The sequence below is a fragment of the uncultured Campylobacter sp. genome (genome assembly GCF_937981295.1).
Taxonomy (GTDB): Bacteria; Campylobacterota; Campylobacteria; order Campylobacterales; family Campylobacteraceae; genus Campylobacter_B.
In genome coordinates, this window is the sequence record NZ_CALJPC010000071.1 from 101,047 (window position 1) to 122,051 (window position 21,005).

The 21,005-nt window shown below is 46.1% G+C and carries 20 protein-coding genes and 1 tRNA gene; 3 read left to right on the plus strand and 18 right to left on the minus strand.

Translation table 11 applies throughout. The annotated features are described in order from the left end of the window. Positions 1–9 precede the first annotated feature (9 nt). Genes Q0135_RS06295 through Q0135_RS06305 form a run of 3 tightly spaced genes read right to left on the minus strand, consistent with a single transcriptional unit; the run spans position 10 to position 2,335 of the window. A complete protein-coding gene (locus tag Q0135_RS06295) occupies positions 10–873 on the minus strand; it encodes a ParB/RepB/Spo0J family partition protein (protein WP_297989228.1) in 864 nt (287 codons plus the stop codon). Then, entirely contained in the window at positions 861–1,652 is a 792-nt protein-coding gene (locus Q0135_RS06300) for a ParA family protein (RefSeq protein WP_177389424.1), read from the minus strand. The genes Q0135_RS06295 and Q0135_RS06300 overlap by 13 nt, the downstream gene beginning before the upstream one ends. After that, positions 1,649–2,335 (minus strand): biotin--[acetyl-CoA-carboxylase] ligase, encoded by a 687-nt coding sequence (locus Q0135_RS06305; protein ID WP_297989229.1) that lies wholly within the window; start codon positions 2,333–2,335, stop codon positions 1,649–1,651. Before Q0135_RS06305 ends, Q0135_RS06300 begins: the two co-directional genes overlap by 4 nt. 14 nt (positions 2,336–2,349) lie before the next feature. Between Q0135_RS06305 and Q0135_RS06310 the strand changes: the two genes are divergently transcribed. Then, on the plus strand, positions 2,350–2,490 hold the full coding sequence (locus Q0135_RS06310) for a hypothetical protein (RefSeq protein ID WP_297962725.1): 141 nt from the start codon (positions 2,350–2,352) through the stop codon (positions 2,488–2,490). Positions 2,491–2,816: 326 nt separating this feature from the next. On the opposite strand, the gene fmt is transcribed toward Q0135_RS06310, so the two are convergent. The 5 genes from fmt to rplU all read right to left on the minus strand — a co-directional run bounded on the left by fmt (position 2,817) and on the right by rplU (position 6,067). Next, positions 2,817–3,737 carry a methionyl-tRNA formyltransferase gene (gene fmt, locus Q0135_RS06315; protein WP_297989231.1) on the minus strand — a complete coding sequence of 307 codons (921 nt, stop codon included), beginning with the start codon at positions 3,735–3,737 and terminating at the stop codon, positions 2,817–2,819. A gap of 118 nt (positions 3,738–3,855) precedes the next feature. After that, positions 3,856–4,197, minus strand: coding sequence for a hypothetical protein (locus Q0135_RS06320; protein ID WP_297989232.1), 342 nt, complete (start codon positions 4,195–4,197; stop codon positions 3,856–3,858). A gap of 127 nt (positions 4,198–4,324) precedes the next feature. Next, positions 4,325–5,380, minus strand: coding sequence for a GTPase ObgE (gene obgE, locus Q0135_RS06325; protein ID WP_297989234.1), 1,056 nt, complete (start codon positions 5,378–5,380; stop codon positions 4,325–4,327). Between the two features lie 110 nt (positions 5,381–5,490). After that, positions 5,491–5,748 carry a 50S ribosomal protein L27 gene (rpmA, locus tag Q0135_RS06330; RefSeq protein WP_295151027.1) on the minus strand — a complete coding sequence of 86 codons (258 nt, stop codon included), beginning with the start codon at positions 5,746–5,748 and terminating at the stop codon, positions 5,491–5,493. Positions 5,749–5,758: 10 nt separating this feature from the next. After that, entirely contained in the window at positions 5,759–6,067 is a 309-nt protein-coding gene (rplU, locus tag Q0135_RS06335; RefSeq protein ID WP_040303368.1) for a 50S ribosomal protein L21, read from the minus strand. A gap of 219 nt (positions 6,068–6,286) precedes the next feature. Between rplU and Q0135_RS06340 the strand changes: the two genes are divergently transcribed. Next, the gene (locus Q0135_RS06340; protein WP_040303372.1) at positions 6,287–6,715 is read left to right on the plus strand and encodes a hypothetical protein; all 429 of its coding nucleotides are present in this window, start codon (positions 6,287–6,289) and stop codon (positions 6,713–6,715) included. 168 nt (positions 6,716–6,883) lie between these two features. Then, entirely contained in the window at positions 6,884–7,345 is a 462-nt protein-coding gene (locus tag Q0135_RS06345) for a DUF411 domain-containing protein (protein WP_297989236.1), read from the plus strand. Between the two features lie 165 nt (positions 7,346–7,510). Here Q0135_RS06345 and Q0135_RS06350 read toward each other — a convergent pair. The 10 genes from Q0135_RS06350 to Q0135_RS06395 all read right to left on the minus strand — a co-directional run bounded on the left by Q0135_RS06350 (position 7,511) and on the right by Q0135_RS06395 (position 20,987). Then, positions 7,511–7,584, minus strand: a tRNA-Gln gene (locus tag Q0135_RS06350). Positions 7,585–8,505: 921 nt separating this feature from the next. After that, a complete protein-coding gene (locus Q0135_RS06355; RefSeq protein ID WP_297989238.1) occupies positions 8,506–9,564 on the minus strand; it encodes an HAD family hydrolase in 1,059 nt (352 codons plus the stop codon). A 66-nt stretch (positions 9,565–9,630) separates the two neighbouring features. Beyond that, positions 9,631–10,653 (minus strand): OmpA family protein, encoded by a 1,023-nt coding sequence (locus tag Q0135_RS06360; protein WP_297883041.1) that lies wholly within the window; start codon positions 10,651–10,653, stop codon positions 9,631–9,633. Between the two features lie 99 nt (positions 10,654–10,752). Continuing rightward, a complete protein-coding gene (gene rpsI / locus Q0135_RS06365) occupies positions 10,753–11,142 on the minus strand; it encodes a 30S ribosomal protein S9 (protein ID WP_005869670.1) in 390 nt (129 codons plus the stop codon). A 2-nt stretch (positions 11,143–11,144) separates the two neighbouring features. After that, entirely contained in the window at positions 11,145–11,570 is a 426-nt protein-coding gene (gene rplM / locus Q0135_RS06370; RefSeq protein ID WP_005869672.1) for a 50S ribosomal protein L13, read from the minus strand. Between the two features lie 115 nt (positions 11,571–11,685). Then, the gene (locus Q0135_RS06375; RefSeq protein ID WP_297989240.1) at positions 11,686–14,604 is read right to left on the minus strand and encodes a RecB-like helicase; all 2,919 of its coding nucleotides are present in this window, start codon (positions 14,602–14,604) and stop codon (positions 11,686–11,688) included. After that, entirely contained in the window at positions 14,591–17,503 is a 2,913-nt protein-coding gene (locus tag Q0135_RS06380; RefSeq protein WP_297989242.1) for a PD-(D/E)XK nuclease family protein, read from the minus strand. The genes Q0135_RS06375 and Q0135_RS06380 overlap by 14 nt, the downstream gene beginning before the upstream one ends. Positions 17,504–17,779: 276 nt before the next feature. After that, on the minus strand, positions 17,780–18,463 hold the full coding sequence (locus tag Q0135_RS06385) for a response regulator transcription factor (protein WP_297989244.1): 684 nt from the start codon (positions 18,461–18,463) through the stop codon (positions 17,780–17,782). An 854-nt stretch (positions 18,464–19,317) separates the two neighbouring features. Beyond that, positions 19,318–20,436, minus strand: coding sequence for a glutamine-hydrolyzing carbamoyl-phosphate synthase small subunit (gene carA / locus Q0135_RS06390; RefSeq protein ID WP_297989356.1), 1,119 nt, complete (start codon positions 20,434–20,436; stop codon positions 19,318–19,320). Then, complete coding sequence (locus Q0135_RS06395; protein ID WP_297989246.1) at positions 20,436–20,987, minus strand: DUF507 family protein; 552 nt, start codon at positions 20,985–20,987, stop codon at positions 20,436–20,438. Before Q0135_RS06395 ends, carA begins: the two co-directional genes overlap by 1 nt. Positions 20,988–21,005: the final 18 nt, after the last annotated feature.

A 21,005-nucleotide genomic window follows, 5' to 3' on the forward strand; every position in this document is an offset into this window, starting at 1 on the left:
TATAAAAAATCATCCGATTTTCTTTAAAAACTCGGAAATTTGTAAAATTTCGCTAAATTCGATCGAAATTTTACGCTCTTTGATACTTATTTTACCAAATTGATCAAGCTTGGCCTTTAGCTTTAAAAGCTCGGGCTTGAAGCTTTGAAATTCTGCGCCAGGCTTTTTCTCTTTCGGAACGGTTTTATCTTTGAGCTTTTTGACTAAAGTTTCAGTATCTCTTACGCTTAGGCGCTGTCCTAAAATAGTATTTAGAGCTAAAATTTGATCCTCTTTTTCAAGTCCAACCATTATCTTGGCGTGCCCTTGCGAAATTTTATCCGCGCTTATGGCGTCTTGCACTTCGGAGCATAAATTTAAAAGCCTTAGCGTGTTGGTAATCTGCGTGCGGGACTTTTTGATGATGTCGGCTAACTCCTCTTGCGTGATCCTATATTCGCCGATAAGCTCCTTATAGGACTTAGCAAGCTCGATAGGATTTAGATCCTCGCGCTGGATATTTTCGATGAGGGCAAGCTCCCTTAAATTTTGAGATTTTATGTCCGCGACTACGGCTTTGATTTTACTCTCGCCCAAAAGCTTCGTTGCTCTTAGGCGCCGCTCGCCGGCGATAAGGACGTAAGAATCATCTTTTTGAATAACGATGATAGGCTGAATAAGCCCGTGACGGGCGATGCTTTCGCTTAGCTGCCTAAGTGCCTCCTCATCGAAGCTTTGACGCGGTTGATATGGATTTGGCTCGATTTTATCGACATCGATTTCGATAACTAAGCTATCGGCATTTCCGCTTTCTAGCTCCCTGTTATAGGAGCTTTCTACGTCGTCTAAAATCGCACCGAGCCCACGCCCGAGCGCTCTTTTTACCTTGCCCATTTTTGCTCCATTATGGATTTAGCGAGGTCTTGATAGGCGATGGAGCCGGCGGATTTTATATCGTATAAAACCACCGGCTTGCCGAAGCTTGGGCTTTCGGCTAGCTTAATATTGCGCGGGATGATGACTAGATCATCACTCTTGCCGATACGAAAGAGCTTATCGTCAAAATACTCGCGTAAATTCGCGACCGTTTCTTTAGCGAGGTTGTTTTGCAAACTATACATCGTAGGCAAAAATCCGCGAATTTTTAAATTTTTATTGAGCGTTTGCTTGACAACTTTTACGGTATTTAGGATCAGCGCGACGCCTTCAAGTGCATAGAATTCGCACTGAATCGGGATGATGACGCTATCGCTTGCGACCAAGGCATTTACCGTAATGCTACCGAGCGTCGGCGGCGAATCTATGATGATGAAATCGTATCTGTCCTTAACCTCCGAAATTTTATTTTTTAGCATTAGTTTGAAGTCTTTCTCTTCACTTACTTCGCGCTCGATGCCTACAAGTCCGATATTTGACGGCACTAAATCCATAAACTCAAGTTCGGTTTTTTGGATCACTTCGGACATGCTCTTACGCCCCGTTAGGACGTGATAAATGTTAAATTCAAAGTCGCTGCGGTTAAAGCCAAGTCCGGTCGTAGCGTTCGCCTGAGGGTCTACGTCGATCAGTAGGACCCGCTTTTTCTTTATCGCTAGCGACGCAGCAAGATTAACCGCTGTGGTCGTCTTTCCGACGCCGCCTTTTTGATTTGCAATCGTAATTACTTCACTCATCTTAAAGCATAAACCCTTTCTTCGTTTATTATGATCGATCCGTCTTCGCAAAGTTTAGCCTGCGCAAGCGAAATTTTTTCGCCGCCTAGATGAACACTAAATTTTTGCGATTTTTGGAATTGTAACGAAAAATTTCTAAAAATTTGCTTCCACGAGATTTTATTTTCATATAGCGCAAAAAAGCCCTCTATAGCGTCTTTTGCGCTGATTTTTATATCTAAAATTCCCGCATATTCGGGCGCGCCGAGTAGGTTCATGCCGATGCCGCAGACGAGGGTATTTTTGATCTTATTCGTCATCGTCCCACCGATTTTGCGCTCATCTACATAAAAATCGTTGGGCCATTTAAGCCAAAGCTGCGAACCGAGTGATGCGAGAAGCTCCTGCATGATCATCGCAAAATATATGCTCGCCGACTGAGGCGGCACGTCCGCGGGCAGATCGCTCTGCGCGACACAGAACGAAAATGCGAGATTGCCGCTTATGCTCTGCCAGTCGTTGCCGCGCGAGCCGATACCGGCGCTTTGGCGATTTGCGGCGATCGCAAAAGGCGGCATTATCATGCCTTCACGCACGGCATCTACTAAAAACTCCTGCGTAGAGGGCATTTGCTCTACAAATTCTACTTGCAAAGCCCCCTCCTTGCGTAAGACGAAGCGCTCGCCTTGAAATATTGCAAGCATTTAAATTCCGCGCTGTGATAGAATTTTGCAACAAGATAAAATTTAGCACGATTAAATTTTACGGCGTAGCGGAATTTTATGCGATGAAATTTAGCGATTTTACTAAATTTTTCGGTGATACGGATCTTTTTGACAACACGGCGATAAAATTTTAAAGCTCCGCCTCGTAAAAATTCTGCGGCACGATCATAGAATTTTAAGCGGTGTGTGTTCGGTGCGACGCCGCAAGGTTCGCAACTGCCAAAGCGAAATTTAAAGCTCCTGCGAGCGTAAAATTTTAAAGTATAGAAGCGAGGTTTTAAAATTTTATAAAACCTTAATTTTGGAGCTTCGTTTCGAAATTCCGCGCGGTAAAATTTTACTTTACGATTGCAGCGATACCCAAGGCATAATTTCGCCGCGATCCCAAAAGCGCGGCGCAAATAAAATCCCCGCATAGCATCAAAAGCGTGGCATAAAACGCGAGAATTTAAAATCCCGCTTAGCATAGCAGATCGCCGATCTTTAGCCGCTTACCGTTTAGATACGCGCTAGCATCCACTGGCTTTTTGCCCGGCTCTTGTACCTTTAAAATCTTAACTGCGCCTTCGCCGCATGCGACGCCAAAGCCGAGCTTATCGACGCTTAAAATTTCACCCGCGCGTTCAAATTTACGCCCGCTAGATTCGCGCAAAAGCTCTAGTTCTAAAATTTTTAACCCGCTAGCTAGATAAATCCCCGGCCAGGGCGTTAGCGCGCGAAATTTATTATAAATTCGCTCCGAGCTTTGCTCAAAGCTAAAAAGTCCGTCAGATTTTGCGATTTTTTTGCAGTGCGTTGCCTGCGCGTCATCCTGCTTAAGCGGCGTCAAATTTGCAAAATTTCGCAGCACTCGCACTATCAGCTCGCCCGCCAGATCACCTAGTTCGTCAAACAGCTGCGCCGCCGTTTTGTCCTCGCAAGGCGTGTAGGCAAAATCAAGCATATCGCCCGTATCAAGCCCCACATCCATCATCATCGCCGTCACACCCGTCTGCTTCTCGCCCGCTAGTAGTGCGCTTTGGATCGGACTTGCGCCGCGGTATTTAGGCAGGATCGAGGCGTGCAGGTTTATGCAAGGCGCGATATCAAGCACGGCCTGCGGCAAAATTTTACCGTATGCCGCAACCACGATGAAACCCGGCTTTAGCTCTTTTATCTGCGCCGTAACCGCCTCGTCTCTTAAAGTCGCAGGCTGAAAGATGGGCGTGGCGGACAGGTGCTGCTGCGCGTAGACTTTAACCTCGCTTGGAGTTAAAATTTGTTTCCTGCCCACAGGCTTATCGGGCTGCGTGAATACAGCCGCGATCTCAAATCTCGTCTCCGCAAGCGCGCGCAAAATTTTAGCCGCATACTCGGGCGTACCCATAAAAACTATATTCATTCTTTTCCTTTAAATTTAGTCAAATCGCATTGCTAGCGATAATGTGGGTGCTGGCAATGTATGAAGTAAAATTTTACGCAAACCCCTAAGCAAACCGAAGTCCGCACTCGCCCGCGCGCTATTTGACGGCAGATTGATTTTCATCTCCGTCTTGATCCTTCCACGGCCAAAAGGCGCACGGATCTTCGGACCAATCAATCTTTGCAGAGGATTTCGCCCTCAGCTCTTCTAGGCTAATCTTACCGTCGCGATTAGCATCGAGCCTCTTAAATTCCGAGCCTGAGCGCAGATTTAACTCTACTTTTAACCCAGACGGCACCTCGCTCGCCATCCACTCCTGCAAGCTCAGCGCACCGTCGCGATCCTTGTCGTTAAACTCCATAAAATTCGGCACCGGATCGGCGGGATCGCAACCGTATGCGCCGAAGAATAAAAATACTAGAATAAAAATTTTATTCATTTCGCATCCTTAAATTTTATCATTTTGCGGCGTTTGCGAGCGATAAAAATAAAATTTAACCGCGTATACGGGCGCGCTTAAGACCTGCGTTCATCAAAACCCCTCTACGGCGCGGCTTTAGAGCAACCTACGGCTCCTTTTTAAGCAGCTCAAGCAGGTTAAATTTTAGCTCGTTTATATTTTGTCCCGTCGCCGAGGAGATCGGCATCACGAAAAACGGCTTGGCGGCGTCAAACTCATAAATATCTTGTTTAAATTTCATCTCGCCAGCTGTACCTACAAGCCCCAAGTGCGTCAAAAATGCATCAAATTTTTCCTGCAAATTTTCGGCCGCGTCCGCGCGAGTTAGAGCGATCGCGTAGTCTCTTTTTGCAAGCTCTCCTGAAAATTTCGCCGTCTCGGCCCTCAGCGCGTCAAACTGCTCCTCAAGGCTGCGGTAGTTCGCAAGATCGAGCATAAAAAGTAAAATTTTCGTGCGCTCGACGTGTTTTAAAAACTGCACGCCAAGCCCGCGCCCTTCGCTTGCGCCAAGGGTGATGCCCGGGATATCGGCCATGACAAAGCCGCTGTATTCGTCCACCTCGACGAGTCCGAGCTTTGGCGTAAGCGTGGTAAACTCGTAGTTAGCAATCTGAGGTTTGGCGTTTGAGACGGTCGAGATTAGTGTGCTCTTGCCTACGTTTGGAAAGCCCACGAGCCCAACGTCTGCGATGAGTTTTAGCTCCAGTCTCACCTCGCGCGTCTGCCCCTCTAGGCCTTTTTGCGCGTATTCGGGGGCTTGATTGATCGAGCTTTTAAAATGCACGTTGCCAAGCCCGCCCTTGCCGCCTTTTAAAAACAGCTTCGTTTCGCCGTCGTTTAGCATATCAAGCACCAGCTCGCCGCTATCCTCGTCGTAAACGCTGGTGCCCGGAGGCACGATGAGATAGAGATCCTCACCGCTTTTGCCGGTCTTTTTGCGACCCTCGCCGGGCGCGCCGTTTTGCGCTTTAAACTCCCGCTTGCCCTTGTAGGATGAGAGAGTGTGGGAGTTTTTATCGACCCTAAAATACACGTCGCCGCCGTCGCCGCCGTCGCCGCCGTCGGGACCGCCTGAGATGACGAATTTTTCGCGGCGGAAGCTGACGCAGCCCGCGCCGCCGTCCCCTGATTTGACACTAAGCTTTACGCTGTCTATGAACATAGCTATCCTTAAATTTAAAACGGCAATTATAGCCAAATGAGTTGAAGATAATTTTTAAACGGATGAAATTTTAAAAGAGGGGCTTGCGCCCCCGAAGATTTTAGCGATATTTACGCAGCCGGATAAACCGATACTTTTTTACGATTTTTGTCTTTTCGCTCAAATTTTACGACGCCGTCGATCAGCGCGAAAATCGTGTGATCGCTACCCATGCCTACGTTGCTGCCCGGGTGCGTCGCAGTGCCGCGCTGACGGATGATGATGTTGCCTGCGCGGACGAACTCGCCGCCGAATTTTTTGACGCCCAAGCGGCGTCCGATACTATCTCTATTATTTTGGGTTGAGCCTTGACCTTTTTTGTGTGCCATTTCCTATCCTTTATGCGTTAATCGAAACGACTTTGACGCGGGTGTATTGGCGTCTGAAGCCGCGTTTTACTTTTGAATCTTTACGTCTGCGTTTTTTGAAGATAACGACTTTTTTATCCTTGCCTTCGCAAACGACCTCCAAAACCACCTTGGCACCCTTTACGAACGGTGCTCCTACCTTTAACTCGCCGTCGTTTAGCGCTAAAACTTCGCTAAGCTCGAGCTTTGCTTTCGGCTCAGCATTAAAATGGTCTAAATTTAGGTAGTTGCCCTCTTCGACCTTATACTGCTTGCCGCCGTGTTTGATGATAGCATACATCAAAAATCCTTTAAAATTTGGTAGCCAAAAAGGCATTTGCCGTGCAAAATTTAAAAGCCCGTTTGGTATGAAACTTTGAATATTATCCGAAATTTTATAAATTCCTACTGAAACGCCTCGCAAAATTCCTAGGAAATTTCAAATTTGAAGGGCTCGGATTTATTTTAAACTAAAGATAAATGTGCTACTATCGCAACGAAATTTTTGAAGGAGAATTTTATGAGAAATTTAATAGCTGCGCTCGTAGCAGCGGTATTTTTTATCGGTTGTTCCAACTGGAATATATCCAACGAACCAAGCGGAGTACGCAATCAAACAAAATCCCAAAGCAGCAAAACAAATATCGGCGGCGTAAATGATAAAGTCCAAGAGGTCTCCACCGCAGGCACCACTGATATGGTCGAAACGACTTTGCCCGATAGCACAGGCATGACTAATGCGCCGAAAGATCGCAGCGATGCATTTCATATCAATCAAGTAATTTCTGCATGGAATAAACAGCCAGACTCCATCAAAACAACCGAAGACAACGGCAACATCTACACCTGGAAAAACTATAAGCCGGGCTGCGACGTATCACTTACCAGCGACTCGGAAGGCTACGTATCAAAATCCGCTATCAAATCAGCACTGTCTCAGTGTCTATAACCAACTTATCCGCCTTATCCGCGACGCCGAAATTTTAAAATTTCGTAAAATTTCGGCTTACGAGCGGGTACTGCTTCACCAAATCTAATCTTAAAATCCTACGGTTCACTCTTAAAAATTTACTATTCGTATTGTATAATTGAGGACTTTTAATCACTGGAGTAAAATATGAAGAAAATTTTATTTGCAGGTGCGCTTTTAGCGGCATTAGGAAGCTATGTCGCGGCGGGCGAACACGTCAAGGTATATCACGGCGAGAGCTGCGGCTGTTGTCACAACTGGGCAAAATATATGGAGCAAAACGGATTTGAAGTCGAGATGATTTCGCTGGCCGATGAGCCACTTATTCAGAAGAAGAATGAGCTCAAACTTCCGCTGGAGCTCGCTAGCTGCCACACCGCGATCATAGACGGATATGTAGTCGAAGGGCATATGCCAGTAGGCGAAATCCGCACGTTACTAAAAAATAAGCCTAAAGACGTTATCGGCATAGCAGTACCTGGCATGCCACTAGAAGCACCAGGTATGGAGCAAGGCTCTCAGCCCGAGGTCTATGACGTGGTAGCGTTTAAAAAGGATGGCTCGTATCAAAGCATCGCCACTTACAAAGGCAAAGAAAAAATCAAATAATCCGCCGCTTTAAAGCGGCAACTTACTTATTAGCTCGCTAAAATTTTGCGTATTTTATGGCTCAACGCAATTTGCTTTAGCCGGCAAATGCTGCCATGATCTGCAAAAATGATGCGCAAATTAATTTCAAACGCTAGCTATGATAAAGGGGATTAAAAATTTAAGTGGATGGGCTAATAGGGGTCGAACCTATATTCACAAATCCAGAGTTTGTTGTCCTGCCATTAGACGATAGCCCATTGCGGAAGCGGTATTTTATAGAATTTTGCTTTAAAAAAGCATAAGAGCGGGTGGAATTTTAAAATTTTGCAGAATTTTAATTAAATTTAAAGCCCTGCTGCGCCTAAACGATAAAATTAAAACGCAAAAGCTAACGCTGCTTTCATAGGCTTTGATAAAAGAATATGGCTGCTCGCCGCGGAGCTAAATTTTAAAATTTGGCTAGTTTATCCTATATTTACGCCTTCGCGAGCTATTTGTCGCAGGATGAAATTTTAGCATATAAGCCTGTCTTCAAAACATATATGTTTAGTGCTCGCTGGGCGCGGGCGCGGCCTTAAATGCTATAAATCGCACCGAAAATCCGCAGCGAGCATGATTGCGACAAAACCTGAATACAGCACTCTAAATAAGTGTCAAATAGACTTGCGGCAAGATCGCACAAAAAGCCTGTCAAATACTTGCCTCAAGCGGAGCGTAGAATTTATTGCTACTAAATGGGGTCTAAACTAAAATCAAAACCAAAATTTAGGCGCGAAGCTTACATGAAATTTCTTGCAAAGGCCGTTCGCAGGCTCAAAAGATATTGCGAAATTACATAAAATTTGACTGCGGTAAAATTTTCTCATACATTGTGTTAATACCAAACATTCGACGAATCAAATCAAGCACGACGAACAAAGTGAAATCTCTCATATATCGTTATATGGCACAGGCTATTTTGCTAGACCAGAGCAGAAATATGCGAAATTTAACTCCGCGCATCGTTTGAACACTTAGAAAGTGCCTTGCTTTCCAGCTAAATAGCACGAGCAAATTCATATCGCGTGCTGTTTAAAACTCAAAAATTAATTGGAAATTTTAAATTTCGGGCGCGGGTTCACTTCTAAGTATTCGCAAAAATAACGTATCAAAGCTAGAAAAAATTCGCTTTATTGCACCTAAAATTTTGATGAAATTTCGCGTATCAGCTCAACCGCCTCTTTTGCGTCCGCACATACGAACTCAAAATGCGCCCGTAACTCCGAGGCGCTGCCGTAGCCGCAGCTTACGCCCACGCTTCGCACCGCTGCCGACTTTGCCGCGATGGCGTCAAGCGACGTATCGCCGATCATAAAGATATTTTGGCTTACAGAAGGCAGAATTTCGTCACTGCAAATTTTGTCATAACAAGGAGTGGAATTTAGCTCATGCGCATCATAAATTTTACTGCCGCGCGCACCGCTTTTATAGCTCTCGCCCTCGATGCCGATACCGCTCTTTTGGCTCTTATCACCAGCCTCATGTCTATCGCTCTTTACTTCGCTTAAATCTTTAAACGAAATTCTATCAGAATTTTGACTCGCAATACTGCTTAAATTTTGCTCGCAAACTTTGCTAGGATCAGGATCAAGCGCAGAAAGGCTCTTTAAATCAGGCGCCGAAATTTCACTCAAAATCGTGTTCCTGCCAGCAGCGCTTGTGTTTTCATTGGCAGTCGCGTCGTAAGTTTTACCGCGAGTCACATGCGGGCTTTTGCTAGCAGTCGCGCCGCAAATTCCTAAATTTTCGAGCGCCTTTAAGATCGGTTCGGCGCTTGGTTTGGGGTTTTGCACATCCTCTCGCCCGACGATGGTGCCAAAAAATTTCGCAATACCCAGATGCTGCAATAAAATTTTAGAAAATTTCGACGTCTTGGTCGTCACGACGCCTAAGTTTGCAAACTCGCTCGCCGCACGAACCGCTTCGAACGCACCGCTTAGCAGAACGGTCTGATCCAAAAAAGTCTGCGCGTATCGCTGTTTGTAGGCGAGCACGAAATTCTGCACATCGCGCGTCACACCTAGACGCTCAAACATTACCTCTAACGGATGTCCGATAAGCTTTTTAATTACTTCGTCGCTAGGCTCTACGGCGCCCAAATGCGCAAATGCATAATGAAAACCATCTAATATCGCGGGCGTGGAGTCTATGAGCGTACCATCGAGATCAAAAAGCAGAATGGTTTGAAATTTTGGCATTTTAAAATTTAGTTTGGATATAAAAAAAGCGGAGCCGAAGCCCCGCTTATGTGGATCTAGAAAAGATTATTTTCTAAATTTAGCATCTACGCGTCTATTTTGAGCGCGACCTGCTTTAGTAGCGTTTGTAGCGATAGGCTTAGTCTCACCGTATCCTACAGTAGTGATTCTGCTAGCATCTACGCCGAAGCTCTTAAGCGCACCTCCAACTGCAGCAGCTCTGCGCTCGGAAAGCTTTTGATTATACGCATTCGAACCGGTGCTATCGGTGTGACCCTCTAGGATTACTTTGTAATCAGGGTGAGCTACTAGCACGTCGCTTACGTTTTTGATCTGGTTCATAAACTCAGGAGAAATTTTTGAGCTATCTGTAGCGAAATTTACGCCTAAATTTAATCTAATAACCTTCTCGCAACCATATTCATCTACAACTACGCCAGCAGGTGTGCCTGGGCATCTATCGACATTATCGCATACGCCGTCGTTATCTGCGTCTTTGCAGCCTGTAGGAGCGGGAGCGGCAGCTGGGGCTGCGTCAGCATATCTCTTGCCAAAATCAACGGCAAAGCCTAGAGTATAGAACAATACGTGGTTGCCGTCGTCAAATCTGATAGCATCGCGTGCTTCAAGTTTTGTAGCGAAGTTGTCGGTGATATAGTATTTTAGACCCAAGCCGTATTGACCGAAGCCGCTATCTTGATCGCCATCGTTGTAAACGTCTTTAGTGTAATCCATATATCCAAGACCTAGCAAGCCGTATAATTTGAAATTATCGGTGAAATTTACCAAGTCTTTTACAGCATTGATGTGATAATATTTAGCGTCAGGCTTATCGTTGCCTACTCTGTGAGCTAAATCCTCTACGCCAATATTGCGAGAGTAATCAAAACCAACCTCTACTTGATCGATAAACGAATCTTGTAGATTTTTGGCAAGACGTAGACCGAACATAAAATTCGAATCCAAATCCATATTGCCCTCATGAGTCATTCCACCAATAGTAGGGGTGATCTCCCAGTGATAATCAGCATCGCTAGCGAACAATGCGCTGGATGCACACAAGCTTAATGCAAGTAGAACTTTCTTCATTAAACATCCTTTCAAATAAAGTTGTAATTTGATATTACCATAAAATTTTTAAAGAATTTACAAATTTGCGACAATTTCGCCACAAATTTGTAAAAAACATTATCTCTTAGAGAACTGCGGGCTTCTGCGCGCTTTGCGGCGACCGAATTTCTTTCGCTCAACCACGCGGCTATCGCGAGTTAACAGACCTTTTGGCTTAAGAGCCGCTCTAAAATCTTTATCCATCGCGGCAAGCGCCTTTGAAATTCCGTGCTTTAGCGCATCCGCTTGAGCCGAATATCCGCCGCCCAAAGTCTGCGCGGTGATATCCATCGAGGTCTCTTGTTTAGTCGCTAAAAGCGGCTGAACGACCCTTAGTTTGATCGCTTCGTGACCGCCTAGCCAGGTGTTTAGATCCATACCGTTTACTACGATCTTGCCGCTTCCAGGTTTTACCCAAACCTTAGCTACGGCAGTTTTTCTCTTTCCGGTTGCATAAATTGTCGCCATGATTATTTTCCTTTTTTAGTTGTTTGCGCAGTATGAGGGTGCTCGCCGCCTTCATATACGAATAGCTTTTTGATCATCGCCTTGCCGAGCTTCGTCTTAGGAAGCATGCCGCGAACCGCAAGTCTGTAGAGCTTTGCAGGATTGTTTTTAAGCAGGTCTTGAAATTTCACGCTCTTTACACTTCCGAAATAGCCCGAGTAGCTGTGATAAAGTTTATCGTCGCCCTTGTTATTGCCGGTAAATACGGCTTTTGAAGCGTTGATGATAACGACGTAATCTCCGCAATCCACGTTTGGAGTGTAGCTTGGTTTGTGTTTGCCGCGTAGCAATACCGCAACTTCGGTAAGCATTCTACCGAATCTTTTGTCGGTCGCGTCGATAACGACCCAGTCGCGCTTAACTTCGCTAGGCTTTGTAATTTCTGTCATGGTTTCCGCCTTATTAAAATTTGAGCTGTGATTATATAGAAATATCCTTACGTATAGCTTAATTTAAGCTATCTTTAATCTATCTGCGCTCAAATTTCATCTAAATTTTAAAATTTTATCCCTCCTCATTTACTTCGATCAACCTAGCGCCCGCAGCTTCGAGAGCCAGCACAAAGGCGCGCACCCGCGCATGCGGATAAAACTCGCGGATCACGCTTTTATACCGCGCCACTTGAGCTTTGTTTTGCGCGAGGTATTTTTCGGAGCTTTTGTAATCAAAAAGCAAAATTTCATCCTGCCTAAAGCACGCCAGATCCACGCGCAAAAGCTCACCCTCCGCGCTTTTGATCGGCATCTCTTTATAAGCTTGAGCGCCTCTTATCAGAGCTAAAAATTCCTCGTTTTTGCTTAGACCAAGCGCCCGCGCCGCGATATTTTCAAAATCCGCGTCATTTAAAAATTTAGCGTAGCGGCCTTTTGCCAGGCTAATTCCTCGTAAAATTTCATCTGCCGCAAATCCTTCGCTCATCTCGAGCGCATAGTGCAGCGCCTCGCCGAAATATATCGCGCTTAACACCTCCGCTTCGTCTTCGCTATCTTTTTCTTGCGCGCCTTGAGGCTCGCCGGCTACGAGCGTGATCTTTTTGCGCGACGACTGCTCTTCTGATTTTATGAAGCTTGGGATTACATAGCCGTATTGAAAATCCGGGATATCCAGCCACTTCACGACACCCGCGCCCTTGGTCTTTTTAGCGTAAGGCGAAAAAAAGCTATAATTGTATTGATCTATTTTTGCCTCGGAGCGTTTTACGATGATGAGCGAGCGTTCGGCGCGGGTAAATGCCACATAGAGCTTATTTATATCCTCTTCATGCGCAGAGCGATCGTTTTCATCCATTAATGCTGCAAATTCCGTATCCAGGCTCTTTCTGCTCGCAAATTTATAAAAAATTCTCCACTTATGCGTAGCAAAATCATAGTCCGTCGCGAGCTTTGAGCTCTCGCCCCGGTCTTTTCCTCCGATGCGATCGCAAACGATTACGTGCGGGAACTGAAGCCCCTTGGACTTATGCACAGTCATAATTTTAATGCCGCTTTGTTCCTTGGCAAATACCTCCGTTTCGTCGTTTGCAAATAGATACTCGCTAAAACTATTAAATTTTGCCAGCGTCTCAAAAAATAGCAGCAGATCCGGATCGACAAAATTTAATTTCAGCGAGCTAGCTATAAATTCTGCCGTTTTTTGCGCATTTTTATGCAAATCGACCGCTATTTTTTTAAGCCGCCTCCCTAAAATCGCTTCGGCGTTTCGTAGATAAATTTCATCGCCACCTACGCAAAATTTCGCGTATTGAATTACGGCATTTACCTGCTCGCTGCAACGCAGAGCCTTATTTGAGCCGCTGCAAACCTCGCAAAATTCCGATAGCATCTCTTTTAGCGCGCTTACGTGCTCGTTTTTCCAGCATAAAATCGCGATATCATCAGCTCTTACGCCGCACTCCTCAACAAGTCTGCGCGCTTGCTCCGCAGCCCCCTTTAGCACGTCGTCGTATGAAAACGCTGCTACGTAGCCGTAATCGTCGCTTTGCACCTCAAATAGCGGCATTTGTGGATGGAAAAGCGGATAGTCCTTGATTTTTTGCAGCACCGAAGCAGGCATATCGTCATCTAGCTTATTTGCTGCGATTTGATCTTCATAAGACGCAAATTTATCGCGCAAGATCTCATTTACAAATTTTACGATGAGTTTTAAGCTGCGATAATTGCACGGCAGGCTCTGCGTTTTGATTTGACTAAACTGCTCGCGCAATATATCAAAAATTTTTCTCTCCGCGCCGCGAAATTTATAGATGCTCTGTTTTTTATCGCCTACGTAAAAAAAGCTGCCGCAGCGCTCTTCCGCTCCTTTGCCAGCAAGCGCCTCAGAGATTAGCGGCAGCATGATTTCATACTGGCAAATGTCGGTATCTTGGAATTCGTCAATTAAAATATGCGTGATTTTAGAATCGAGCCTGAAATACAAAAGCTCGCGGTTGCCCTGTAACGCCTCTGCGCTTGGATTTAGCAGCGAGTGCACGGCCGCAGTGACATCACCGAACGTGAGCTTGCCGCTTTTACGCTGCACCGATTTAAGCGCTTCGGCATAAATTTTAATTAGTCCTGCCAGCTTAGCCGCATATGTCGCATCCATCCACGCTATTTCGCGAGCTATAGCGTCTTTTAGCCTTGCTAGCTCACCGTCAAGATGCGAAATTTTTTTAAGCTGTGAGCGCGGATAATCGAAACTGCCGTTGGCAAGAGCCGAAAGAATGAAGCCCGAGGATAATTTTGACAGATCACTAACAGGGCTTAGCCCATTTACGGCTCCAGCGCTTACGCCCGCATCTCTCGCCGCTTTTTGCAAGCAGGATAAAATTTCATTTATCTCTGCTAGCGCCGAGCTTGCAGGAAACGTGGGCGGATTTATGCTTATATCGCCTCTCCAAATGCTTTGTAAGCTATTTAAAAACTCGTTCTTTGTCATTCCTGAGTCGCTTACATAATCCACGACCTCTCTTAATAGCGCTTCGTTTTTACAAATCGCGCCTAAAAACGCAGCCTGCTGCACACTCAAAATCCCTTCATCGTTTTCAAAACCGGGATCGATGCCGCTGTTTAACGCAAATGAGCGCAGAGCCTTTGCAAAAAACGCATCGAAGGTAAAGACGTTTAGGCTCTCGCTTAAAAATTTAGGCAGTAGGCGCTGCTGCGCTGCCAAAACCTCATCCGCGCTCATATTTAGATCCTCGCAAATTTGCGCCAGCTCGGGGCTTGGCACAAGGGCGCCGTCGCGCACGACAAGCAAATTTTGAAATTTCTCCACGATGCGCGTTTTCATCTCAGCAGCAGCTTTTTTGGTGAAGGTAAGCGCTAAAATTTCATTGATCGGCTCGCCTTTTAGAACCAGCTCGATGAACCTCACTGCGAGATTGAAGGTCTTGCCGCTGCCTGCGCTTGCTTCAAGCGCCAGATAATTTTCAAATTTTGCCATCGATCTGCCCCTTGCAAATGATTTTATAATCGCAGTATTCGCAGCTTTGCACCGCTTCCGTGCGCGTAAAAGCGACCTCGCTTGCAAATTCCTTGCCGATAGAGCTTAGCGTCTCGCGCAGATTTTCTAAGCTAGGCGTTTTGTCGCCAGGAGCCGCAAACGCGCAATCTTTTAGCGACAGATAGGCGCATTCGCACTCCTGGGCTAAAAGCGCGCGGTAAAACGTAAGCTGGAATTTTTCCATATGCTTTTTAGCTGAACCACGTTTGTAATCGATGATAAACTTCCGCCCTGCCTTATCTTCGTCGATGCGGTCGATCCGCCCGCTCAGCCGCACTCCGTCAAGCTCGCCTTTTAGCGATACTTCACTGCCGCTAAAGCTCCAAATTTGCTCATGCTCTTCTAAAAGCCTAGCTAGCTTTTCTACAGCTTTTAGCTCAAGCTCCGCATCAAAGCGCGCGATGCTCGCTTCTCGCGCAAGCTGCGAATAAATAGGGCGAAATTTTTCCATGCTAAATTTCATCCCCGCTCGCTCGTATAAACGCTGAAAACTCGTATGTAAAATTTTGCCCAAAAGCGCATTATCCTCGCCAAATTTTAGCCCCTCTTTTAGCCCGAAAACGTAGCGGTAATAATACTTCCTCTTGCATTCTAAAAACGTATCCAGCCGCGAAAACGACAGCTCCTCGGCAAAAAAATCATGGCGAGCCACGGGATCTTCTTGTCCGCATAAGGCGGGCTTAAATTCCTCTCTCCCAAAAAGCCGCAAATAATCCTCCTGCGAAAATTCCGCGTCTTGTTGCACTTCAAAGCTTTTCAAAAACCGCGAAGGCAATTTCTCGACGCTTTGCAGATAGCAAATCGCGCTTTTTTTAGCGCCTCTTAGCAAGCCGTCGTAGTAAAATCTTTGTAAATTTTCGCGGTCTGCATGGCTGATGAGCCCTGCTCTAGCGCGCAAAGCAGAGTTTAAAAACATCTCTCCGCTACTGCGCTTAGGCACCAGATCATCGTTAAAATCGGGGATTATCACACCGTCAAATTGCAGTCCGCGGCTCTCTAAAAGCCCCATTACCGTGACCTTTCCGCCACGAACATCATCAAGCTTAATGCGCGAAATTTCTAACAAAAAAAGATCGATTAGATTGCCCAAGCTTAGGTTTTCATCCTTAAATTTTCGAAGCAAAATTTTAATTAGATATAGCGGCTCTTTTAGCTTTTCTTGCAGCAGCGCGTCGCTAATTTTAGGTAAACAGGCGAGCTTGGCAATTAGCGCCTCAAAATGCTCGAAGCTTACTTGCTTTGCAAAATCGCGTACAAACTCGCCAAAAAGCGCCTCATCCACGCCCACACTCGCAAAAAACAGATCAAGCTCCTGCGGGTTTGGGCGCTGCGGATACTCATCTGCGCCCTCGTGTATTTTAGAACACCTAAAGCGATCACGCTGCTCAGGGCTTTTTGAATACCCATCTTCTTCCTCAAGCTCTATATGCTCCCGCTGCATAGAGTCTCGTAGGCTCCCTTGCTGCTTCCTTGAAGGCTCCTGCCGTTTTGCACTAACCGAATAATCGGGCTGCTGCGCACACTCCAAGGACTCTTGCAACTCTGCAATATCCAAAGAAAAGCTTTGCTCTCCCGCGCTATCCGCGCGTTCCGCCGAAATTTCGTGCAGAATTTCAAAATTTGCCGTATTTTCAAACACCCCTGCAGACATAAAATTTAAATCCGCTTTAGAATTTGAAAAAATTTCGCAATCAAACGCGGAATTTTGCTGTGCTAAATTTTGTGAAATAGAATTCTCCGAAGCGAAATTACCTAGCGCTAAATTTTGCTGTATCGCGAAATCCCCCGTATCCAAAAATCCTCCATCCGGACTTTTGAATGCGTGGTAATCTACGCCAAATTTCGGCATGCGCGCTTCTTTTAAGCACTGCGAAATTTTCTCTAGCGTTACGTAAAATAGGCTATCTTTAAGCTTCTCTCCCATCGCAAAATTTAGCAGCCTGTGCGAGCCGCGAGCCCTTGCGATGCGCTCGTCGTAAAGCCGCAGCGTGCCGGCAAAACTCTCGTCGGGCAAAATCACCGCTATGCGCTCCGGCGCAATGCCCGCGCGCACAAAGGATGAAATTTTTTCAAAAACGTAGCTAGCCTGCAAGCTTCGCAACTCAAAGCCTCTACACACAACCGCCCCGCCCACGCTTAGCGGCTCTCGGCTTAGAATTTCACCCGTACTAAGATTTAGGCGGTAGGCAAAACCTAGCTCTAGACTTATGCCGCAAAGCTCCTCCACCGCGCGCACGGGCTTGGAATTTAAAGTCGTGGCTCTAAAGCTCAACACAACCTCGCTCAGCTCCGCAGCGCGCTTAAAAACCTCGAACTCAAATGCGCTAGGATTGCCGTCGATGTTGATTTCTATCCGCTCAAATCCGCGCAGATAGGATTCGTTTAGCTCATAAAGCGCAGGCAGCGTGATCTCGTCGTAAAATCCATGCTCGCGCAAAATCCTTGCATACGCCCCCGCTAGCTCTCGCAGAATTTCAAAATGCTCGGCATACCACGCATAGGTGTCGCTAAGATCGAGCGCATCGATACTTACGCGCTCCGTCGCAAGCTCCTTGAAAAAGCCGAAAAGATACTCGCGGTTGCGCATAAACTCGTAAAGCTCGTTAGGGAATTTAAGCCTCTCGCCTGCGCGCTTGCTCTCGTTTACCGCCTGCTTCATAAAAAGCGCGCGGTCTATCTCGCCGCAAGCGACAAGATCCGGCACAAAAAGCGCCTTTTCGTAGAATTCCGCCAACGTAATCCTGGGCGTCAACACGCCGCCGCTCTCGTTTTGCAGTGCCGCGCGTAGCGCACGCGAGCTAGTGTAGACAAAGAGATTTTTAGAGGGCAAATTTTTCAAAACAAATCCTTTAGAGCGATTCGCAGAACGCGGAATTTTGCGATATTTTAGCAAGAAATTTTTAGTTTGGGCTTTTAAGCAAAGAAGTTTTTGAAAAGCTTGAGAGGCTAAATTTTATCAAGTCAAATTTAGTAAGTTGGATGAGCGTAAAATTTTAATCTGTGGCGCTTTGAGCGCAAAATTCTACCTCGCTCCGCATTAATCGCGGCATATTTCGACGCAAAATTTTACAAGTGCAATTCCATAAATTACAAAGCGGCAAAAACGCGATCAAATTTAAGCAGGCTCAGGCTCGATCTTGTATCCCAGGCTCGGGACGTTTTTTATGATTTCGCCTCCCACTTTATCGCGGATACGCTTGACGAAGGTGCGAAGCGCCGTATCACTCACGGCTCCTTCGGTCCAAACATAACGCTTGATCTCCTCGTAAAGTACCAGCTCGCCCACGCGACTGGCTAGCAGCGAAACAAAAGAAAGCTCCTTTTTAGTAAGCACGATCTGCTCGCCATCCTTCAGTAAAATACGACGAAGCCCGTCAAATACGTAGCCCGCACCCATATTTACGACTCGTACAGAGTCCAGCTTAGACTTCATCAGTGCACTTATCTCTAGCACAAATGCGGCGATATCTACCGGCTTAAAGTAATACCGCTCGACGCCAATCTCCATAACGCCTTTTAGCTGCTCCTCCCTACTGAAGCCACTAAGCACCACGATTGGGGCATGCGGAAAGATCTGCTTAATCTGACGTATCATCGCTAGCCCATCCTCGATCGGCATTAGAATGTCGGTAATGACGAGATTGGGACTAAATTTTTTGAATTTTTTCACACCTTCAAGCCCGTTTTGGGCATTGTAAACGTTGTTAAAAATACCCTCAAACGCCTTATGCAGCGAGGCTAGTAATTTAGTATCATCCTCGACTAGCAAGACGTCCAGCTCTTTTAAAGCGCAGCTCATAGCAGACCCCTCAAGGCGAAATTTCAAACGAAATTCTTTCAAATTTTCTCTTTTATTGAGCTTAAAATAATGTTAAGTTAAAAATTTAATTTCATAAAGTAACACAACTCTTATTTTAGGTCAAATATGGGCGGGATTAAAAAAAACAAGCGTGGATAAAAACCGCAGCATAGAGATGGGTAAAATTTAAAGTGATGCGAGCTAAATCTTATCGGTGCGAAAAAGATTTAAGAGCGGCTGAAAGTAAAATTCCAAAGCTGGCGCAGGCAAAATTTCACTACGCGGCGGAGTGGAATTTTATTTTAGGCAAATGGCTTTTAGAGGGAAATGAAACGGCGCCGATAAGGTTTTAGTAGGCAAACGGCGTTAGATAAAATTTTACGGACGGCAAGGCAGCTTGCTAGCGAAACTTTTGACAGCAACAAGACGACTTCTCAAATTTAAACGGCTTGAGACTGGGCGAAATGTACCGCAGGATCTGTTTTGAAAGGGCTAAGTGCGTCAAGCCAACTTTTAAATTTAAAACGCATGAAATTTAGCCGCGCGTGCGCTTAAAAGCTATGTGGAAGCAAAATCGTGCAAATGAAAAGTTACGGCGCGCAGCCGGTTTAAATTTAAAATCGCGACTAGCACAGATCTGTTTCATCCAAAAAGCTTCTTAATCTAAAATCACCGCGGCAATCCTTAGTCCGTAAAAGCGCGCTTTGCGTACCGCTCCAGCCTGCAATTATCCAGGCTGCAACGAGTCTTAAATTCACGACGCAAAGACCGTATTAAAAATTTAAAGCTTGTCGTAAATTTAAAATTTTACCGCGCGACTGCGGTAAAATTTAGTGCAGGCAAAATTTCAAAAATCATAAAATTTCAAGAAATTCTTTGAAGATATATTTGCTCTCCGTAGGCCCCGCGCTGGCTTCGGGGTGGTGCTGCACCGAAAATACGGGATACTCCCTGTAGCGAACCCCCTCGATCGTGCCGTCGAAAAGATTTCGGTGCGTGATCTCGCAGATCTGCGCGATCGTCTCGGGGACGTTGTAGTTGTGGTTTTGCGCAGTGATCTCGATCGATTTGGTGCGCAGATTTTGCACGGGGTGGTTTGCGCCGTGCTGGCCGAATTTCAGCTTGTAGGTCTCATACCCCATCGCGTTGCTTAGCAGCTGATGACCCAGGCAAATTCCAAAAATCGGCACGCGCGCTTCGACCATCTTTTTGATCTGCGCGATCTCCTCTTTAAGCATGCGCGGCTCGCCCGGGCCGTTTGATAAAAACACGCCGTCGATCTGCCCCTTTTTAAATTTAGCAATCAGGCTCTCTGCCGTAACGTCGTGCGGAAAAACCTCTACTCCGAGCCCCAGATCGCAAAGCTCGTTTAGGATATTTCGCTTGACGCCGTAATCGATCACGGCTATCTTTTTGCCGCAGCTTGCGGGCTGGGCGTAGCTTCCGCGTTCGGCGTTCCAGCGACCGGAGGTGTGCTTGTACGGCGCCTTCGTGCTTACGATGCTTACGTAGTTGATCTCCTCTATGCGCGCAGACTCGCTAAGCGCCTTTTTAAGAGCCGCCTTATCGCTGATCTCGGTCGAAACGAAGGCGCGCAGGCTGCCCTGATCGCGCAACATCTTGGTTAAAAATCTAGTGTCGATGTCGTAAACGCCGAATTTTCCGTTTTGCAGAAAATAATCTTCTAGGCTCATCTGCGAGCGAAAATTTGAAGGCTCGTTGTTAAAATTTCTTACGAAAATTCCGCTGGCGTGGATTTTGGAGCTTTCTTTGTCGTTTTCGTTGATACCTACGATACCGATTTCAGGCATAGTGAAAATAATAAACTGCCCCGCGTAGCTCGGATCTGAAATGATCTCCTCGTAGCCCGTGGCAGAGGTGTTAAACACGAGCTCGCCGAATGCGCTGCCGCCCTTACCGAACGCCTTGGCTTGCAGGTAGATGCCGTTTTCTATGTAGATATACGCATTCATTACAGCATGCCCCATTTTCTTAGCTCCTCTTCGTAGAGCTTTTCAAACACCAGCTCGTATTCTTCGGTGCCTGGGATCAATTTTTGCTTGTATCCATCGATCTTTTCATAGACCGCATCCTCAATCTTTTGATAATTTTTAAGATATTCGTCGATCGCGTTATAAATTATCGTCTTTAGCCTGTTTTCCGAGACTTTGTAATCGATCAAATTTTTCTTCCAGACGGTTTCTAAAATTTTATGCGATATGGTGCCGTAGCGATCCTCGAAATTTAGCTCGAAATTCTCGTCGTTTGCGATGTGGCGTTTGATGAGCCAAAACATATCTTTTTTATTCACGCTCATCTCATCTAGCTCGCTTATGCGCTCATCTATCAGCTCGTTTGCGCGCTCGTCTATCGCTCTTTCTTTTTGCAGATCGGCCCTTATGATCTCGTCCGCTTCCTTGGCGACGGGCTCTATGCCCGCACTAAGCGTAACGCAGCCCGAGTTTAGCAGATCCAGCGCTATTTTATGCGCGATATATGGCACGTGTGGTAGTCGTATTCGCATGATCGTTCCTTTAAATTC

What these genes read in the sequence shown, in the direction of transcription:
- rplM (WP_005869672.1), bottom strand. Translation starts at nt 11,570, where the DNA reads ATGACAGAAATTACAAAGCCTAGCGAAGTTAAGCGCGACTGGGTCGTT.
- Q0135_RS06295 (WP_297989228.1), bottom strand. Translation starts at nt 873, where the DNA reads ATGGGCAAGGTAAAAAGAGCGCTCGGGCGTGGGCTCGGTGCGATTTTA.
- Q0135_RS06360 (WP_297883041.1), bottom strand. Translation starts at nt 10,653, where the DNA reads ATGAAGAAAGTTCTACTTGCATTAAGCTTGTGTGCATCCAGCGCATTG.
- rpmA (WP_295151027.1), bottom strand. Translation starts at nt 5,748, where the DNA reads ATGGCACACAAAAAAGGTCAAGGCTCAACCCAAAATAATAGAGATAGT.
- Q0135_RS06305 (WP_297989229.1), bottom strand. Translation starts at nt 2,335, where the DNA reads ATGCTTGCAATATTTCAAGGCGAGCGCTTCGTCTTACGCAAGGAGGGG.
- Q0135_RS06345 (WP_297989236.1), top strand. Translation starts at nt 6,884, where the DNA reads ATGAAGAAAATTTTATTTGCAGGTGCGCTTTTAGCGGCATTAGGAAGC.
- Q0135_RS06340 (WP_040303372.1), top strand. Translation starts at nt 6,287, where the DNA reads ATGAGAAATTTAATAGCTGCGCTCGTAGCAGCGGTATTTTTTATCGGT.
- Q0135_RS06375 (WP_297989240.1), bottom strand. Translation starts at nt 14,604, where the DNA reads ATGGCAAAATTTGAAAATTATCTGGCGCTTGAAGCAAGCGCAGGCAGC.
- fmt (WP_297989231.1), bottom strand. Translation starts at nt 3,737, where the DNA reads ATGAATATAGTTTTTATGGGTACGCCCGAGTATGCGGCTAAAATTTTG.
- rpsI (WP_005869670.1), bottom strand. Translation starts at nt 11,142, where the DNA reads ATGGCGACAATTTATGCAACCGGAAAGAGAAAAACTGCCGTAGCTAAG.
- Q0135_RS06385 (WP_297989244.1), bottom strand. Translation starts at nt 18,463, where the DNA reads ATGAGCTGCGCTTTAAAAGAGCTGGACGTCTTGCTAGTCGAGGATGAT.
- carA (WP_297989356.1), bottom strand. Translation starts at nt 20,436, where the DNA reads ATGAATGCGTATATCTACATAGAAAACGGCATCTACCTGCAAGCCAAG.
- rplU (WP_040303368.1), bottom strand. Translation starts at nt 6,067, where the DNA reads ATGTATGCTATCATCAAACACGGCGGCAAGCAGTATAAGGTCGAAGAG.
- Q0135_RS06395 (WP_297989246.1), bottom strand. Translation starts at nt 20,987, where the DNA reads ATGCGAATACGACTACCACACGTGCCATATATCGCGCATAAAATAGCG.
- obgE (WP_297989234.1), bottom strand. Translation starts at nt 5,380, where the DNA reads ATGTTCATAGACAGCGTAAAGCTTAGTGTCAAATCAGGGGACGGCGGC.
- Q0135_RS06300 (WP_177389424.1), bottom strand. Translation starts at nt 1,652, where the DNA reads ATGAGTGAAGTAATTACGATTGCAAATCAAAAAGGCGGCGTCGGAAAG.
- Q0135_RS06320 (WP_297989232.1), bottom strand. Translation starts at nt 4,197, where the DNA reads ATGAATAAAATTTTTATTCTAGTATTTTTATTCTTCGGCGCATACGGT.
- Q0135_RS06355 (WP_297989238.1), bottom strand. Translation starts at nt 9,564, where the DNA reads ATGCCAAAATTTCAAACCATTCTGCTTTTTGATCTCGATGGTACGCTC.